Genomic DNA, 16477 nt, shown 5'->3' with positions numbered 1-16477 from the left:
GCCGGACAGGCCCTAGGCGGTCGCCTTTCGTACGCGGTTCGCGAGTGTGGGCCAGGGGCGGGCGTCCACCACGGGCAGCCCGTGCTCCCTGGCCTGCTCCGCCAGCCAGTGGGAGTACGCCGCGCCCACCCGCGCCCGTTCCGGCTGGCGGCCCGCCGCGGGCTCCCGCGCCGCGTAGTTGGCGGTGATCTGTTCGGCGTCGCCCTCGTGCAGGAACACGGCCCGGACGCGGCGGCCCGCCGCCGCTCCCTCGCGGACGGCCCGCGCCGCCGCGGCCGGGGTGAGGTAGTCGCCCTCGATCACCGCGGGCGCGTCGACCGTCAGACGGTTGCGTACGACACCGGTGACGGCGGGTTCGAGCGCGCGGGCGGTGGCGATCTGGAGGGCGAGCACGCGGTCCTCCGGCAGCTCCGCCTCGACATCCTCGTACGCGTCGAAGAGGTGCAGTCCGGGGTGCTGCTTCGGCGTCGTGATCGCCCGCACCGCCTCCACGACGTCGTCGAACTCCACCACGAACGCCTTGTGCTCGTCGGCCAGTCGGGCCGCCAACAGGCTCTTGCCGATGCCGGACGCGCCGCCGAGCAGCAGGACGTCCCAGGGGGTCTCTGTCACGGGGCGACGGTATCCGTCCGGCGTGGCGGTCCTCCTTCCGGAGCCTCCAGGTACTCCTCCGAGATCTCCTTCGGGCCGAACGGCCACACCTTCTCGAAGCGCGCCCACAGCAGGAACGCCACACACCCCAGCCCCAGCCAGGCGAGCGACCATTCGATGGGGTGCCGCCCCGGTGAGTTCTTGTCGGCGTACCCGTAGATGACGAGCCAGCCGACGAGGGCGACCAGGCTCGGCACCGGGTAGAGCCACATGCGGTAGGGCCTTCGGAGCCCCGGCTGCCGTCTGCGCAGCACCGTCACGGCGGCGATCTGGGCGAGTGCCTGGACCAGCACCATCACTGTGGTGAGGAGTTGGATGAGCGTGGCCAGGTCGGTGTGCCTGCCGATCATGAAGCCGATGGCGCACACCACGCCCATGGTCGCGAGGCCGAGCGTCGGGAAGCGGTGCCGGTGGTGCAGCTTGGCGTACGGCCTGAAGAAGACGCGGTCGCGCGCGGCGTCGTAGGGCACCCGTGAGCCGCCGAGCAGCCCCGCGAAGACCGAGGCGAAGGCGGTGATGAGGATGAGGACCGTGACGACGTTCGCCGCGCTCTTGCCCCAGGTCTCCTCAAGTGCCGCCGAGGCCACAGACGTTGAGGCGATGTCGGTCGGGTCCGTCATGCGGTGCCAGTCGATGACGCCGAGCGTGCCGATCTGCAGGAGCAGGTAGATCACCATGATGCCGAGGATCGAGAAGATGATGGCGCGGGGCAGGGTGCGGCCCGGGTTCTTGATCTCGGCGCCCATGTACGCGGCGGTGTTGTAGCCGAGGTAGTCGTAGATGCCGATGGTCAGGCCCCCGGCGAAGCCGATCCAGAAGTGATTGCTCGTCAACTCCACGGCGTGCGCGGGGTAGGTGAAGGCCAGGTCCGGGTCGAAGTGCGTGGCCGCCGCGAGGATCACGGCCCCGACCGAGACGAGCATGACGACCCACATCACGGCGGTGATCCGGGCGATGTGCTCGATGCCCCGCCACAGGAGCGCGATCACCAGGGCGATGACGCCGAGCCCGACGAGGTCCCCGGTCGTCTGTCCCATGCCCGGCGCGAGATAGCCGAGGTACTGGACGAGGCCGACGATCCCGGTCGACATGCCGATCGGGATGAACAGCATCGCCGTCCACACGAACAGGAACGGCATCAGGCGTCCCGTGCGGTACTGGAACGCCTGGCGCAGATAGACGTAACTCCCGCCGGAACCGGGCATGGCCGCGCCGAGCTCCGCCCAGATGAGCCCGTCGGCCAGCGCGAGCAGCGCGCCCGCGACGAAGCCGATGACGGCCTGCGGCCCGCCGAACGCGGCGACCATCAGCGGGATCGTGACGAAGGGGCCGATGCCGCACATCTGGCTCATGTTGATGGCGGTGGCCTGGAAGGGGCCGACGCGGCGGACGAAGCCCTTGCCGTCGGAGCGGTCGGAGCCGTGGCTGCTGTCGGGGGCGGGCGGTGGGGCTCCGGACACGGATCCTCCAGGCCGCGGGAGAGGGGGCAGGGCCGGGGCGGACCTGTCGGTGCGCGGACTGGGCGACATGGTTAAGGGGGCTGACCAACTACGTCAAGAGGTCAGAGGTCACGCCTCTTCACGGCAGTCGCGGCGATGCCATCGACCAGTACGTCGAGGGTGAACTCGAAGACCTCGTCCGGGAGTTCGGAGTGTTGGTCCTCGGCGGCCCTACGGAGATGGGGGAGGTCGTCGGCCCCTTCGCGCAGCCAGGGCGGGGGCGTCTGCCGCAGCTCTGCGGGGTCGAGGTCCTCGGGCGGCCGGTCGTGCGGGCGGTCCTGGAACTCCACGAATCCGACGATCTGGCGGATGGTCTCCATGCAGGCGAGGTAGGCCTCGCGGGGCGGCAGGCCGGTCCCCCCGATCTCGGTGAAGAAGCCGATGAGCGCGTCCACGTTCCGCAGCATCACCGGGTGGCGGGCCATCGTGATGTTCTCGCTGAGCGCCAGCGTGGTCATGCCGGGGTGGCGGCGGTAGTGCGCGCGCAGGTCGTGGCAGTACGCGCGCAGGGTCTCGCGCCAGCGGTCCGGGGCCGGGTCGAGGGTCGGGGGACGCCACTCGGACTGGAAGATCTCGGCGGCGACCGTGATCAAGTCCCGCCGGTCCTCGACGTAGTTGTAGAGCGCGCGTGGCGAGACGCCGAGCTCCGTCGCGAGCGCACGCATGGTCAGCTCGGCGGGCCCGTGCCGCCCGAGGAAGTCGAGCGCGGCCTGCCCCACGGAGGCGCGGGTGAGGGTGGCGCGCCCCTTGCGGTGGGTCGGACGGCGCCTGGCGGGCGCGGGGTCGGTGGTCATCGGCGATGACGTTAGCAAGGGCTGCCAGATGTGTGCGCGCCCCGTCGCGCCAGAACTTCACACATGTTGACTTTAAGGGAGCCGATCGGCAGGGTGATCCAAGTAAGGCTGACCTAACTCCCTTTCCTGGAGCCGCTCATGCCCCGTTCCGGTCTTGCCATGGACCTCACCCCGCTCCGCGAGAGCCGCGACTTCCGTCTGCTGTACGCCGGATTCCTCGGCGCCCTGATCGGCACCCTCATGACGAGCGTCGCGGTCGCCGTGCAGGTCTACGACCTCACCGGATCACCCGCGCAGATCGGCCTGGTCAGCCTCGCCAGGGCGCTTCCGCTGGTCGTCGGCGTGCTGATCGGCGGCGTGCTCGCCGACCGGGGTGACCGCCGCACGCTGATGCTCGTCACCCGGCTCCCGCTGACCCTCGTCGCCGCCGGACTCATGGTCAACGCCCTGCTCCCGCAGCCGCAGTTGTGGGTGATCTACGTGGCCACCGGCCTCACCGGTCTTTTCGCGGGGCTCGGCGGACCCGCCATGCTCGCGGCGATCCCCGCCCTCGTCGGCACCGAACGCCTCGCCGCGGCGGGCGCGTTGACGGCGGCGTCCACCCAGCTCGCGGCCCTGCTCGGGCCCGCGCTCGGCGGCGTGCTCGTCGCGGGGCCCGGGCTCGCCGCCTGTTTCGCGGTGGACGCGGCGGGGTTCCTGGTCTTCTCGGTGGCGCTGCTGTTCGTACGCCCGTTGCCCGCGCCGCAGGCGAGCGCCACGGGCAAGGGGCTGCGGCAGGCCTTCGGTGCCGTCGCGGACGGCGTCCGGTTCGTCCGGGGGCACCGGCTCATCGTCGGCCTGCTGCTCGTCGACGCGGCGGCGATGGTCTTCACCATGCCGCAGGCGCTGTATCCGGTCCTCGCCGACGAGCAGTTCGGCGGCGGCCCCGGCGTGGTCGGGCTGCTCTACGCGGCGCCCGCGCTCGGCGCGCTCGTCGGCGCCGCCACCAGTGGCTGGACGGCGCGTGCGGGCGGACACGCGCTGATCGGGGCCGTACTCCTGTGGGGGCTCTCGCTCGTCGGCTTCGGCCTGACGACGGTCCTGCCGCTGGCCCTCGCGCTGCTCGCGCTCGCGGGACTCGGCGACCTGATCTCGGAGACGCTCCGCTCGGCCCTGCTCCAGCACGGCACCCCCGACGAACTACGAGGCCGGGTCAGCGGACTCTGGATGGTCCAGGCCACGGTCTCGCCCGCCCTCGGCAACGCGGCGGTCGGCTTCCTCGCGGAGTTGAGCGGGGCGCGCTTCGCGGTGGTGACGGGTGGGGTGGTGTGCGTGGTGGCGACGCTGGCGGTGGCCGCGAGGTTTCCCGCGTTGCGGGCGGCGCGGTTGGGGGTTGCTCCTCCTTCGGAGCGGGCTGCTCCGTCGGAGGGGGTGGGGTCGCCCAGGGAGGGGGCGGAGCGGTAGGGAGGTGGGGCGTTTTCCGGTGAATCGCGTGCTTCAGCCGTACCCCTCGCGTTCTGTCGCTACGGTGATCTCCCATTAGGGACGATGGACGATGGACGAGGGTGCCGCGGTGGCTGTCCTGCTGTACTACCCGTTGGTGAACCCGCCCACTGAAGTGGTGCATCAGGCGCTGCTGTACTGGGACGGCCTCGCTTCTGTGGTCCCCCTGGACCCGGAGATTCGCGAGGCCGCCATCGCGCCCCCGCTACAGGCACTGGAACAACGACAGCTCTACACCCCTCTCACCATGCCCCGCCAACTCATCGACGAGGAGCCCGACGACGGCCCGCCGCCCTCCCGGCAACTCCGCGAGGTCCTAGGGGAAGAGCTCCGGTCCTTCGCCCGCGAAAGGCCGCTGCCCGGCCCGGTGCCGCATGAGGCTTTCCTGCTCCCGAGCAAGACCGAGGCGTGGCTCGAGGCGGAACTCACCGAGTCGCGCCTGGCCGAACGGTTGCCGGGTGGTCGCGGTCTGGCCATGACGAGGGAGGTGCAGGAGCTGGTCGTCGGGATGCTCGCCCGGGAGATCGCCTGGCGCAGGCGCGACCGGCACCTCTTTCCCTACACCGAGCGTGTGGACGCCCAGCGGCGGGCCCTGCGACCCGCCCCGAACAACCGTGGCCTCGCCTGGGAGATGGAGCTGGGCCAGCTGCTGCCCGTGCCCGCTGTCGCCGCCTCGCTGAACGACGTGCTCGCCTTCCGGGAGAAGTACGCGGACGAACGCCGACGGCTGATGCGCGCGCTGCACCGCCTTCTCGGTGACCTGCGACGCGACTACGAACACCCCGCCGACGTCGTCGCCCAACTCCGGGTAGAGCTCGACGAAGCGGTGGCGGACTACCGGTCCGCGGCGCGCGACAGCAGGATCGTCTGGGTGCACCGGTCGGTGACAGCGACGGTGGGCCTCGCCGCGGCGGCGGTCGGCTCCCAGCTGCTGCCGGGTCTGGACTGGTGCCTCGGCGTGGTCGGCGGCTTCGCCCTCAACGTCGCGACACGCGAGATCCGCCCGGTGACGCGGCGTCGCCAGGACCATGACTTCAGCTATCTGCACCGGGTGCACACGACCTTGCGGTAGGGCGTGAAGGCGCTCACCTGCCGGTGGGGCCCTCTGTTCGGTTCCGGATGCCGGATATCAGGGCGCGGAGCTGGCGTGGCCCCGTGGTGAGGATGGCTTCGGGGTGGTCGTCGCTTTCGTGGATGTGGATTGTTCCGGTGAGGGCTGCGGCGACGTAGACGCAGGAGGCTCCCTCCTCGCTGTAGGTGGACTTCTGCCAGTTCAGATTGGTCACGTAGGGCTTCCTTCAGGCGTCCTGGATGAGGCGGTGGATGAGGTCGCGTGAGGCGCTTGGCTTCAGGGCCACCTTCTCCATGCGGTCCAGTACCAGACGGTACTTCGCCAACTGCCCACCAGCGTCGATCACTTGAACGCCATGCGTGGTGTCCAGCTGCGCGGTGTCGAGATCGGTCACGGGGCCGTAGGCGTAGTCCACCCCGTGGCCGCTGGTGGGGAATGACGTGCCATCGAAGGCGATGACGCGGACGGTTACGTTCGGCTCCTCCTCGATCCGGAGCAGGTGTTCCAGCTGCGTCCTGACTACCTCGCGGCCACCGAACTGCATCCGCAGCGCGGCCTCATGGATGATCGCGGTGTACGGCACCGGCTGCTCGCGGAACAGGACGGCCTGGCGTTTGATGCGGTGGGAGATGCGGTGCTCGATCTCGTGCGGGCGCAGTTCCGGGACTGCTTCACGGAAGAGCGCGCGAGCGTGCTCAGGAGTCTGCAGCAGGCCCGGGATGTTGATGACTTGAGCGACTCGCAGCGAGGCGGCGTGGTGCTCCATCTCCGCGAGGTCCAAGAGCCGTTGCGGCAGAATCTCGCGGTACTCCTCCCACCACCCGCGTGTGCGCTCCGCTGCCATATCGGCCAAAGCGTCGACCAGTTGGGTGTCGGTGCAGCCGTAGATGCGGGCGAGCGTGCGGACTCGCTCGGGGTTCACGCCGAAGCGGTTGGCCTCGATGTTGCTGATCTGGCCTTGTGTGGTGCCCAGTGCACGGGATGCCTCGGCTGCGGTCATCCCCGCGCGTTCGCGTAGTCGGCGCAGCTCGACGCCGATGCGCTGGCGGCGCGCTGAGGGTGCGCTCCTCGGTGCCATGGTTCCTCGCTCCGTTCCGTACACCCCATGCGGGACGTCACCCACACGAAGGAAGCTGCTGTTTATTTTGCGTATGCGTGCAAAACATTCAGCAAGCGCAGTCTACGGTGAAACCCGAACCGCTCAACTGGCCCCGCCCACAAGCCGGAAGCGCACCGCGAGCCAACACAAGCCCGCGACACTGCCACCGCCCGGCGCAGCCGAAGAGCGCCCAAGTCCCGCCACCGCAGGAGGCATTCATGGTCACCGTATCCCCGCCGAGGCCCACCTCGGCCCCGCTCGTCGAACCCGCCCCATGGGCGTACGCCCTCCAGTTGCCGCACGACGCCCGCGCCCCGCGCGTCGCCCGCAGCACGCTCCGCGTGGTCCTGGCCACGCACGGGCTCACGGCACTCGCCGACGCCGCCGAACTGCTGACGTCGGAGCTCGTCAGCAATGCCTATCTGCACGCCGAAGGAGACGCCACCCTGCGGCTGCGCGCGCTGGACGGAGGGCGGCGGTTGCGGGTGAGTGTGTGGGATTCGAATCCGCACATCCCACCCCCGTTCGACGGGCGGCCCGGCGGCGCGGGGCTGTGCTCCGTGCCGGTCGAGGCGGACGGCGGGCGTGGGCTCTTCCTCGTATGCCATTACGCGGACGCGTGGGGCGGCTATCCGTTGGGTGACGACCTCTTCGGGCGCGGCGGAAAGCTGCTGTGGTGCGAGCTGGGGCGCCACGCGGCGCACCCGACGGGCGCCGCGTGACCACAGGGACGCGGCCCCTCAGTAAGCCGTCCCGCCCGACCTCTCCCTGCGTACCGAGAAGGCCACGAAGCCCGCCCCCAAGCCCAGGAAGGCCGTTCCGCCGATCACGTACGGCGTGGTGTCGAAGCCGCCCGTCTCGGCCAGGCGGTCGCTCTCGTCCGCGGCGGTGTACGCGTCGGTCTCCTGGTGCGCGGTGGCGGTCGCCGCCGGGCGCTCGCGGGGTATTCCGTGCGTCGCGGGGGAGGTCGCGTTCGCGGAGGGGACGAACCACATGGCACCGAGGAGAGCTCCTGCGGCGGTGGCGGTCAGCAACGATCGGCGTGCGGACACGGAATCGGATCCCCCTTGTGGTGCTGGCGAATTGGCCGTGTGGGGCGATGGTAGTGAAAGCCGCGGGTCGCGGGAAAGTCGCGGGGGACGCGGGCCTTACGCTCCGTCGTATGAGCACAGATGAGACATCACGGTTTGTACGCCTGAGGGTCGAAATGGTCGTCGAGGTGGGCGACGCGGAGAAGCTGACCGGCGCCGCGCTGGCCCGCATCGCCGAGGACGAGCAGATGCCCGCCGAGGAGCGCGCGCACGCCGAGGCCGCCGTCAAGGAGGACGCCGCGGAGGCGCTCGCCTATCTCGTGGACCCGTTCGACCTGGTCAGCCAGGTCCCCGGGGTCGAGCTCAGCCAGGCGTCGTGGAGCAGCGAGGCGATCGACTACGACCCCGATTCGCCGGACTGGGACCCGGACGAGCATGATGGCGGCGAGGACGACGACGTGTAGCGCTCCCGGGTACCGGAAACAAAGTGGAATCAGGGGCCCCGGACGGCAACCGTCGTCCGGGGTTCCGTCGTCTCAGGATGCACGGCGGGTGGCCGTCACATCCCGCACAGTGATGACCGGCCGTCATTCCAGCACCGCGGACGTGGTGTTCCCCACATTCTCCGCGATTGTGGAACGGGACGAACCGGGCAGGCGTTATGCGGGCGGGATTACGGGGACTCTCGGGGTTGGATGTTGGGGATTCGGCAACTATGGAGATGCGTGTGATGACGGACAGTAGGCGTCGTGGGCCCGGTCGCAAGGGCCTGGCGGCCGTGTCCGCCCTGGTGGGCGGCGTCCTGGTGCTCTCGGCCTGCAGCAGCGACGACGGCGACAAGGCGTCGGGCGGCAAGGAGTCGCAGAACCAGGTCGACGAGGCGGCGGCCAAGAAGACCTCGGCGGCCCAGATCAAGATCGCGCCGAAGAACGGCTCCGACAACGCAAGCATCAACAGCGCGGCCAAGGTCACGGTCAGCGACGGCACGCTCTCGGACGTCAGCATGACGAACGACGCGGGCAAGGCGGTCGCCGGGAAGATATCTCCCGACAAGAAGAGCTGGCAGCCCAGCGCCCAGCTCGAGCGCGCCACGAAGTACAAGATCGCGGCCACCGCCGAGGACTCCGAGGGCCGCAAGGCGCACGAGAACTCGTCGTTCACCACCGTCTCGAAGGCCAACAGCTTCATCGGGAACTTCACGCCCGAGGACGGCTCCACCGTCGGCGTCGGCATGCCCGTGTCGATCAACTTCGACAAGGCGATCAGCAACAAGAAGGACGTCCAGTCCGCGATCAAGGTCTCGTCCAGCAGCGGCCAGGAAGTCGTCGGCCACTGGTTCGGCGCGAACCGCCTGGACTTCCGGCCCGAGGACTACTGGAAGGGCAACTCCACCGTCACGCTGAAGATGAGCCTGGACGGCGTCGAGGGCGCCGACGGCGTCTACGGCGTGCAGGAGAAGACCGTCCAGTTCAAGATCGGCCGCAATCAGGTCTCCATCGTCGACGCCAAGACCAAGACGATGAAGGTCACGCGCGACGGCAAGGTCGTGAAGTCCATTCCGATCTCCGCGGGCTCGCCCGAGAACAAGACGTACAACGGCAAGATGGTCGTCTCCGAGATGTTCAAGGAGACCCGGATGGACGGCGCGACCGTCGGCTTCAAGGACGGCGACGGCAAGGGCGAGTACGACATCAAGGACGTGCCGCACGCCATGCGCCTTTCGAACTCGGGCACCTTCATCCACGGCAACTACTGGGGCTCGCCCTCCATCTTCGGCGGCGCCAACACCAGCCACGGCTGCATCGGCCTCCAGGACGCCAAGGGTGCGAACGACAAGAGCACCCCGGGTTCCTGGTTCTACGAGAACTCCATCACCGGTGACGTCGTGGACGTCCGCAACACCGGTGACAAGGTGATCGCCCCGGACAACGGCCTCAACGGCTGGAACATGGACTGGGCGCAGTGGAAGGCCGGCTCCGCCGTCTGATCCCGCTCCCCTTCCGTTTCCGTACGACGCGGTGGCCCGCATCCCCTCGGGGGTGCGGGCCACCGCCGTTCTCATGCTGCTCTCAAGCGCGCCTTATCCGTTCATCACCGGGCGTATCTACCGTCGCGACCATGTACGAGCTCAGAGGCGTCACCAAGCGGTACTGGTGCGGCGCGGGGACGGTGGACGCGCTCGCCGGTGTCGATCTGGTCGTCGGCGACGGGCACCGGCTCGTCGTCCAGGGCCCCGCCAAGAGCGGCAAGTCCACGCTCCTGCGGCTGCTCGGCGGCTACGGCAGGCCCACGGCGGGCAGCGTCGAACTGGACGGCACCGATCTGGCCGCGCTGCCCGAGGCACGGCTCGCCGCGGTCCGTGCCGAGTCGATCGGCTACGTCTGCGGGGACCGCGACCTGAGCCCCGCGCTGAGCGTCCTGGAGAACGTCGAGTCGGCGCTCGCGCCCCTGGGGTTCGACGGCGCCGCCCGCCGCGAACGGGCCGCCGCCGCACTGGAGTCGGTGGGCCTCGGGGCGTGCGGCGACCGGCTGCCCGGTGAGCTCCGCGACGGCGGGACGCGGCGCGTGGCCATCGCCCGCGCCCTGGTCAAACGCCCCAAGGTGCTGCTCGCCGACGAGCCGGCCGGTGATCTCGAAGGGGCCGTGCGCGACGAGATCATGGAATTGCTCGAAGGGGTGTGGAAAGCGCACGGCCTGACCTTTGTGATGGTTACGCGTGACAGCGTTGTCGCACGTAACGGCGTTATCGCGCCGCGGCTCGCCATGATCAGGGGCGGCCGCATTTCGGTCGCGGAAAACGCGGCGGGGTGAGAGGCACATTGGCTCGATCCGGGCCAACCTCCGTTAAGGCGTCATGAATTCCGTCGCGTATCAACTCCCCACATCTGTCTCACTATTGAGCAGATGTTCGCCCCTCGGCATACTTCGACGTCCGAGGGGCGGCAGCCCCTTAACCTCCAGGGGGAGACTTGCACAGACAAGTGAAGAGAGCGTGCGGGGCCACCATCGCCACGGCGGTCGCCGTGGCACTCGCGGCGGGCATGACCAGCTCGGCGACCGCGAGTCCGGCAGCCGCAGGGGGGTCGAAGGGCACGGCGGCGGGTGAGCTGACGGGCAAGAGCCACGTCACGCTGATCACCGGCGACCGCGCGGTGCTCGACGCCAAGGGCCGGGTCGTCGGACTCGACAGGGCCAAGGGCCGCGAGCACATCCCCGTACAGGTGCGGCGCACCGAAGGCCACACGCTGCTCATACCCGCCGACGCGCGACGCCTGATAGCCGACGGGCGCATCGACCAACGGCTGTTCGACGTCACGGAGTTGAACAAGAAGCGCAACCGGACGGCGCAGGCCAAGGGCCTGAAGCTGATCGTCGGCTACAAGGGTGCCTCCCAGGCCACCGCGAAGGCCGACGTCAGGGCCGCCGGTGACACCACCGTCCGCCGCTCACTCAAGGCGCTGAACGCGGACGCCCTCACCACTCCCAAGCGGGACGCGGGCGACCTGTGGAAGGCGCTGACCAGCGAGCGGGACGGCGCCCGTGCGGCCGCGTCCGGCATCGCGCACGTCTGGCTCGACGGCACCCGCAAGGCGAGCCTGGACAAGAGCGTCAAGCAGATCGGCGCCGACAAGGCGTGGGCCGCGGGCTATGACGGCAAGGGTGTGAAGATCGCCGTCCTCGACACCGGCATCGATGCCACCCACCCGGACCTCAAGGACCAGGTCGTCGGCGAGAAGAACTTCTCCACCTCGCCCGACGCCAAGGACCGCTACGGCCACGGCACCCACGTCGCCTCCATCGCGGCCGGTACGGGCGCCAAGTCCGGCGGCAAGTTCAAGGGCGTCGCGCCCGGCGCCAAGCTGCTCAACGGCAAGGTCCTCAGCGACGACGGCTACGGCGAGGACTCCGAGATCATCGCGGGCATGGAGTGGGCGGCGGCCGAGAAGGCCGACGTCGTCAACCTCAGCCTCGGCGGCGGCGACACCCCCGGTGTCGACCCGCTGGAAGCCGCGGTCAACAAGCTCTCCGCCGACAAGGGCGTCCTCTTCGCGATCGCCGCGGGCAATGACGGGGAGCCCGGTTCCGTCGGCTCGCCCGGCAGCGCGGACGCCGCCCTGACCGTCGGCGCGGTCGACGACAACGACAAGCTCGCGGACTTCTCCAGCCAGGGTCCGCGGGTCGGCGACGGCGCCATCAAGCCCGACGTGACGGCCCCCGGTGTGGACATCACCGCGGCCGCGGCGCCGGGCAGCGTCATCGAGAAGGAGGTCGGCCAGAACCCCGAGGGCTATCTGACGATCTCCGGCACGTCGATGGCGACCCCGCACGTGGCGGGCGCCGCCGCGCTGCTCAAGCAGCAGCACCCCGACTGGAAGTACTCCGAGCTCAAGGGCGCGCTCACCGGGTCCACCAAGCCGGGCAAGTACACGCCGTTCCAGCAGGGTTCGGGCCGGATCGCGGTCGACAAGGCCATCAAGCAGTCCGTGATCGCGGACCCGGTCTCGGTCAGCTTCGGTACGCAGCAGTGGCCCCACACCGACGACAAGCCGATCACCAAGAAGGTCACCTACCGCAACCTCGGCAAGGACCCCGTCACCCTCGACCTGACCGCCGCGGGCACCGACCCCAAGGGCCGTCCGGCCCCGGCCGGTTTCTTCACGCTCGGCGCGACGAAGGTGACCGTCCCGGCGGGCGGCACCGCCTCCGTCGACCTGACCGCGAACTCCAAGCTGGGCGGCACGGTCGACGGGACCTACTCCGCGTACGTCGTGGCGAGCGGCGGCGGCCAGTCCGTGCGCACCGCGGCCGCGGTCGACCGGGAGGTGGAGTCGTACGACGTCACCCTCAAGAGCCTCGGCCGTGACGGTCAGCCGACCAAGAACTACGACGTCTTGATGGTGGGCATCACCGGATCCGGGGTCGACAGGGACTTCTCGCCGTACGACGCGTCGGGGACCGTCAAGGTCCGCGTGCCCAAGGGCGGTTACGTCCTCAACGCCAACGTGGTCGTCGACCCGGCGGACTCGACCAAGGGCATCGACTGGATCGCCCAGCCGAAGCTCGACGTCACCAAGGACACGACGGTGACGATCGACGCGCGGACGGCCAAGCCGGTGGACGTCACCGTGCCGGACCCGGGCGTCAAGGGCGTCCTCGCCGCGCCCGAGTACACGGTCGGGACGGCGGACGGCGGCACCGGCTTCGGCTGGCTGCTCGACGAGTACAAGGGCTTCAACACCGCCTCGATCGGCGCGGCCCCGACCGGCGTGACGCTCGACCAGCAGTGGTCGGCCGTCTGGACCAAGGGCGACAACACCGAGTACAACACCATCGCCGGTGGACCGGTCAAGCAGATCGCGACCGGCTACACCAAGAAGTACAAGGCGAGCGAGCTCGCCACGGTGAAGGCCGGGCTCGGCGCGTCCAGCAGCGGCAAGACCGGTTCGCTGCGCGCCTACGGCGAGCTGCCCTCCAGCGGCGGCGGCTGGTCCGTCTCCGTCCCGACCAAGCTCCGCAGCGAACGCACGCTCTACGTGTCCACCGCGGACAAGGTGAAGTGGGGCCTGGAGTTCGAGCAGTACGGCGCCCCCGACCAGGACGGCTTCCCGACCACCGAGGCACGCTACTCGCTGGGCACGCCGCAGACCTTCAAGGCGGGCCAGAGCTACGAGAAGACGTTCAACACGGCCGTCTTCGGCCCGCGGATCGGCGGCGACTACGGCGTCCTCCGGCAGGGCAACGAGATCACGGGCTACCTGCCGCTGTTCGCCGACGGCAAGACGCACGCGGGCTCCTCGCTGTACTCGTCGGTGAAGTCGACGCTGTACCGCAACGGCACCAAGGTCGGCGAGAACGACGACCCGCTGGCCGGTGAGAAGCCGTTCAAGGTCCCGTCGGCCGACGCGGAGTACAAGCTGACGACGTCCGTGAAGCGCAGCGTCAAGGTGGCCGCGGCCTCCACGCGCATCGACGCCGGCTTCACCTTCCGCTCCAAGAAGGTCGACAGCGCCAAGCTGCCGGTCTCCACGGTCCGGTTCAGCCCCGCGGTCGACCTGAGCAGCAGGGCGGAGGCGGACAAGAAGCAGTCCGTGCCGGTCACGGTGCTCGGCGCGGCGGCCGGGTCGAACCTCAAGTCCCTCGCGGTGTACGTCTCCTACGACTACGGCCAGACCTGGAAGAAGGCCACGGTCAGCGGCGGGAAGATCTCCGTGAAGAACCCGCCCAAGGGCGAGGGGATCTCCTTCCACGCCAAGGTCGCGGACAAGAAGGGCAACAAGTCGACGCTGTCGATCTACAACGCGTACTACGGGAAGTGAGCTTCTCGGGGTGACGCGCGGCTAGTGCGTTGACACCGGCGCGGCGCCGAAGGGACTGTCGATCACGTATCGCCAGTACCCGTCGGCGCCGCGTCGTGCCACGTCCGTGGCCGTGGAGCGCACCGCGCCGCCGATCTCCCAGTCGACGACGAGCAGCGCGATGTCCCCGGCGACGTGCACCTGCCGGGGGCGTACGGAGATCGGCCGGCCGAGGGCGAGGAAGGGGGCGTTCGCGGCGGAGATCCGCGCGCTGCCGTGCACCGCCTCGCCCGACTCGGGCACGAACGCGGCCCGCTCCTCGTAGAGCTCCCGCACGGCGTCGGCGTCGCCGCTGTTGAAGCGCTCGGCGAAGGCGGCGGGGACGTCCTCGGCGCGGGTGGGCAGGGTGAACGGGGTGGTTATCGTCGTGGTCGTCATGGCTGCACCGTAGGAGGCCCTCTCGTGACTCACCGAACGGTAAGCGGCGCGGGTCCCGAGCCCGGGCTGCCCGACGACGCGCGGGCCGGGGTGAGAGCGCCGAGCCCCGAGTGCCCCGTCGAGATCACCCTCGCCGCGCTGCGCGGCCGCTGGACCACCCTGCTGGTGCGCGAGCTGCTGCGCGGCGATCGCTTCGCGTACGGCGAACTGGCCGCCGCACTGCCCGAGTTGTCGGACAAGGTCCTCTCGGAACGTCTCGCGCGGCTCGCCGCCGCCGACGTCGTCCGGCGCGTGCGTACGCCCGGGTGGCCCTCGGCGGTCACCTATGAACTCACCGCGCGCGGCCGGGACCTCGGCCCCGTCCTTCAGGCGCTCTGGGACTGGGGCGCCGCCGCCCCGCCGTACCGGCCCTGAGCGAAGGACCGCGGGGGCGCCGTCGCGGGCCGATTACTGTGATCCCATGACGTCGCTCCCCAAGGCCGAGTTCGCCTTCCCCGGGCCGCTCCGCGACCAGCTCGTCGCGGCGATCCTGGACGGGTCCAAGATCTCCACGACCGGTCTCGTGGCCGACTACGAGCACGAGGGGGATCCGCTGCCCCAGGTGGGTGAGCGGTCCGTGGTCGTGGACTCCGAAGGGCGGGACGTCGGCGTCATCGAGATCACCGAGGTGCGGATCGCGGCGCTCGCCGACGTGGATCTCGCGCACGCCGTGGACGAGGGCGAAGGGTTCACGACGGTCGCGCAGTGGCGGGCCGGGCACGAGGAGTTCTGGCACGGGCCTGAGATGCGGGCCGCGCTCGGCGACGAGGACTTCACCGTGGACGACACCACCGAGCTCGTCCTCGAACGGTTCCGGCTCGTGGCCGACCTGCGGGAGAAGTGAGCGGTCGTGCCCTTCGCCGAGGCGGCCGACGGCGTCGCGATCCACTATGAACTGCACGGCAGCGGCGCGCCGTTGGTGCTGCTCAGCGGGCAGTCCAACGACCACCACTGGTGGGATCCGGTGCGCGCCGACTTCGCCGCGCGCTTCACCACCGTCGTCATGGACCACCGGGGGACAGGACGCAGCGAGCGGCCCGACACCGACACGTACAGCACCCCCGGATTCGCCCGTGACGTGCTCGCGGTCCTCGACCACGCGGGAATCGGACGCGCCCACGTCTACGGCACGTCCATGGGCGGGCGCGTCGCGCAGTGGCTCGCCGCCGACTTTCCCGAGCGCGTCGAGCGGCTCGTGCTGGGCTGTACGTCGCCCGGCGGCCCGCACGGCGTCGAGCGCGGGCCCGAGGTCCGCAAGGCCCTGACCCAGGCCGATCCGGACGCCGTGCGCCGCGCTCTGCTGGAACTCATGTACACCCCGGGCTGGCTGGCCGAGCAGGAACGCGCCCGCCCCGGCCGGGAGTTCCACACGCTGGGCGATCCCACCATGCCCGGGTACGCCCGCCGCAGGCACCTGCGGGCCAGCGCCCGGCACGACGCCTGGGACGCGCTGCCCCGGATCAAGGCCCCGACGCTCGTCGTGCACGGCACGGACGACGCGTTCAACCCGACCGCCAACGCCTCGCTGCTCGCAGGCCGCATCCCGGACGCGCGGACACTGCTGGTGCCCGGTGCCCGGCACGCCTACTTCGAGGAGTTCGCGGACGTGGCCACGGAGCCGGTGCTCGCGTTCCTCGCTCAGTCCCCGGAGCCGTAGGCCCTGGTGATGATCTCCAGGTTGTGGCCGTTCGGGTCCTCCCAGTAGACGCCCCGGCCGCCGTCGTGCGTGTTGATCTCGTTCTTGTGCTGGTGGTACGGGTCGGCCCAGTAGGTGAGACCGCGGTCCTTGATGCGCCCGAAGATCGCGTCGAACTCGCCCTCGGACACGAGGAAGGCGTAGTGCTGCGGCACGATCGGGCCGCCGTCGCCGTCGGCGTAGTCGAGGGTGACCCCGTTGGGGATCGTGACGGGGATGAACGGGCCGTACTGCGGGCTCACCGCCAGGCCGAGGAGGTCCGCGAGGAAGTGCGCGGACTCCTTCTTGTCCTTGGCCGTGACGATCGTGTGGTTCAGCTCGATGGACACCGTGCGACCTCCTCGATTGCCGTGACTCCCGCTGTGCCGCGGTGAGATGGA

The 16477-nt window shown here is 70.1% G+C and carries 18 protein-coding genes; 10 read left to right on the top strand and 8 right to left on the bottom strand.

The window, feature by feature from the left end; genetic code table 11:
* Positions 1-12: 12 nt before the first annotated feature.
* From CP970_RS15835 to CP970_RS15825, 3 genes are all read right to left on the bottom strand, one after another.
* Positions 13-612, bottom strand: coding sequence for an AAA family ATPase (locus CP970_RS15835; protein ID WP_055549094.1), 600 nt, complete (start codon positions 610-612; stop codon positions 13-15).
* The gene (locus tag CP970_RS15830) at positions 609-2111 is read right to left on the bottom strand and encodes an APC family permease (RefSeq protein ID WP_224058459.1); all 1503 of its coding nucleotides are present in this window, start codon (positions 2109-2111) and stop codon (positions 609-611) included. The genes CP970_RS15835 and CP970_RS15830 overlap by 4 nt, the downstream gene beginning before the upstream one ends.
* A 101-nt stretch (positions 2112-2212) precedes the next feature.
* Complete coding sequence (locus CP970_RS15825; RefSeq protein ID WP_055549096.1) at positions 2213-2944, bottom strand: TetR/AcrR family transcriptional regulator; 732 nt, start codon at positions 2942-2944, stop codon at positions 2213-2215.
* A 138-nt stretch (positions 2945-3082) separates the two neighbouring features.
* Between CP970_RS15825 and CP970_RS15820 the strand changes: the two genes are divergently transcribed.
* Both CP970_RS15820 and CP970_RS15815 read left to right on the top strand, forming a co-directional pair.
* Complete coding sequence (locus CP970_RS15820) at positions 3083-4387, top strand: MFS transporter (protein ID WP_224058457.1); 1305 nt, start codon at positions 3083-3085, stop codon at positions 4385-4387.
* Positions 4388-4478: 91 nt separating this feature from the next.
* Positions 4479-5498 carry a hypothetical protein gene (locus tag CP970_RS15815; protein ID WP_150493440.1) on the top strand — a complete coding sequence of 340 codons (1020 nt, stop codon included), beginning with the start codon at positions 4479-4481 and terminating at the stop codon, positions 5496-5498.
* A 13-nt stretch (positions 5499-5511) separates the two neighbouring features.
* Here the strand turns inward: CP970_RS15815 and CP970_RS15810 are convergent, their stop codons facing one another.
* On the bottom strand, positions 5512-5712 hold the full coding sequence (locus CP970_RS15810; protein ID WP_150493438.1) for a DUF397 domain-containing protein: 201 nt from the start codon (positions 5710-5712) through the stop codon (positions 5512-5514).
* Positions 5713-5724: 12 nt separating this feature from the next.
* A complete protein-coding gene (locus CP970_RS15805) occupies positions 5725-6576 on the bottom strand; it encodes a helix-turn-helix domain-containing protein (protein ID WP_150493436.1) in 852 nt (283 codons plus the stop codon).
* A 239-nt stretch (positions 6577-6815) separates the two neighbouring features.
* Between CP970_RS15805 and CP970_RS15800 the strand changes: the two genes are divergently transcribed.
* A complete protein-coding gene (locus CP970_RS15800; protein ID WP_055546299.1) occupies positions 6816-7319 on the top strand; it encodes an ATP-binding protein in 504 nt (167 codons plus the stop codon).
* Positions 7320-7337: 18 nt separating this feature from the next.
* On the opposite strand, the gene CP970_RS15795 is transcribed toward CP970_RS15800, so the two are convergent.
* Entirely contained in the window at positions 7338-7592 is a 255-nt protein-coding gene (locus tag CP970_RS15795; RefSeq protein WP_079043409.1) for an LAETG motif-containing sortase-dependent surface protein, read from the bottom strand.
* Positions 7593-7759: 167 nt separating this feature from the next.
* Here CP970_RS15795 and CP970_RS15790 point away from each other — a divergent pair, with 167 nt between their 5' ends.
* From CP970_RS15790 to CP970_RS15775, 4 genes are all read left to right on the top strand, one after another.
* Complete coding sequence (locus CP970_RS15790; protein ID WP_055546303.1) at positions 7760-8092, top strand: hypothetical protein; 333 nt, start codon at positions 7760-7762, stop codon at positions 8090-8092.
* Between the two features lie 266 nt (positions 8093-8358).
* On the top strand, positions 8359-9615 hold the full coding sequence (locus CP970_RS15785) for a L,D-transpeptidase (protein ID WP_055546391.1): 1257 nt from the start codon (positions 8359-8361) through the stop codon (positions 9613-9615).
* Positions 9616-9746: 131 nt separating this feature from the next.
* Entirely contained in the window at positions 9747-10439 is a 693-nt protein-coding gene (locus CP970_RS15780) for an ABC transporter ATP-binding protein (RefSeq protein WP_055546305.1), read from the top strand.
* Between the two features lie 170 nt (positions 10440-10609).
* Positions 10610-13945: a S8 family peptidase gene (locus CP970_RS15775; protein WP_055546307.1), complete on the top strand. Its 3336-nt coding sequence runs from the start codon at positions 10610-10612 to the stop codon at positions 13943-13945.
* A 21-nt stretch (positions 13946-13966) separates the two neighbouring features.
* Here CP970_RS15775 and CP970_RS15770 read toward each other — a convergent pair whose 3' ends face one another.
* The gene (locus CP970_RS15770; RefSeq protein WP_055546309.1) at positions 13967-14362 is read right to left on the bottom strand and encodes a YybH family protein; all 396 of its coding nucleotides are present in this window, start codon (positions 14360-14362) and stop codon (positions 13967-13969) included.
* Between the two features lie 24 nt (positions 14363-14386).
* Between CP970_RS15770 and CP970_RS15765 the strand changes: the two genes are divergently transcribed.
* From CP970_RS15765 to CP970_RS15755, 3 genes are read left to right on the top strand one after another with little or no spacing between them, the layout of a single operon-like run.
* Positions 14387-14776, top strand: coding sequence for a winged helix-turn-helix transcriptional regulator (locus CP970_RS15765; protein ID WP_079043410.1), 390 nt, complete (start codon positions 14387-14389; stop codon positions 14774-14776).
* Positions 14777-14822: 46 nt separating this feature from the next.
* Positions 14823-15245, top strand: a complete 423-nt coding sequence (locus CP970_RS15760; RefSeq protein WP_224058455.1) for an ASCH domain-containing protein — start codon at positions 14823-14825, stop codon at positions 15243-15245.
* 6 nt (positions 15246-15251) lie between these two features.
* On the top strand, positions 15252-16058 hold the full coding sequence (locus CP970_RS15755) for an alpha/beta fold hydrolase (RefSeq protein ID WP_055546313.1): 807 nt from the start codon (positions 15252-15254) through the stop codon (positions 16056-16058).
* On the opposite strand, the gene CP970_RS15750 is transcribed toward CP970_RS15755, so the two are convergent.
* Complete coding sequence (locus tag CP970_RS15750) at positions 16040-16426, bottom strand: VOC family protein (RefSeq protein WP_055546315.1); 387 nt, start codon at positions 16424-16426, stop codon at positions 16040-16042. The two genes, CP970_RS15755 and CP970_RS15750, sit on opposite strands and share 19 nt — an antisense overlap.
* Positions 16427-16477 lie beyond the last annotated feature (51 nt).

The organism is Streptomyces kanamyceticus, assembly GCF_008704495.1.
In the GTDB taxonomy this organism is placed as follows: Bacteria; Actinomycetota; Actinomycetes; order Streptomycetales; family Streptomycetaceae; genus Streptomyces; species Streptomyces kanamyceticus.
The sequence above is the reverse complement of the archived record's forward strand: the minus strand, read 5'-3'. Positions and strand labels throughout refer to the sequence as shown.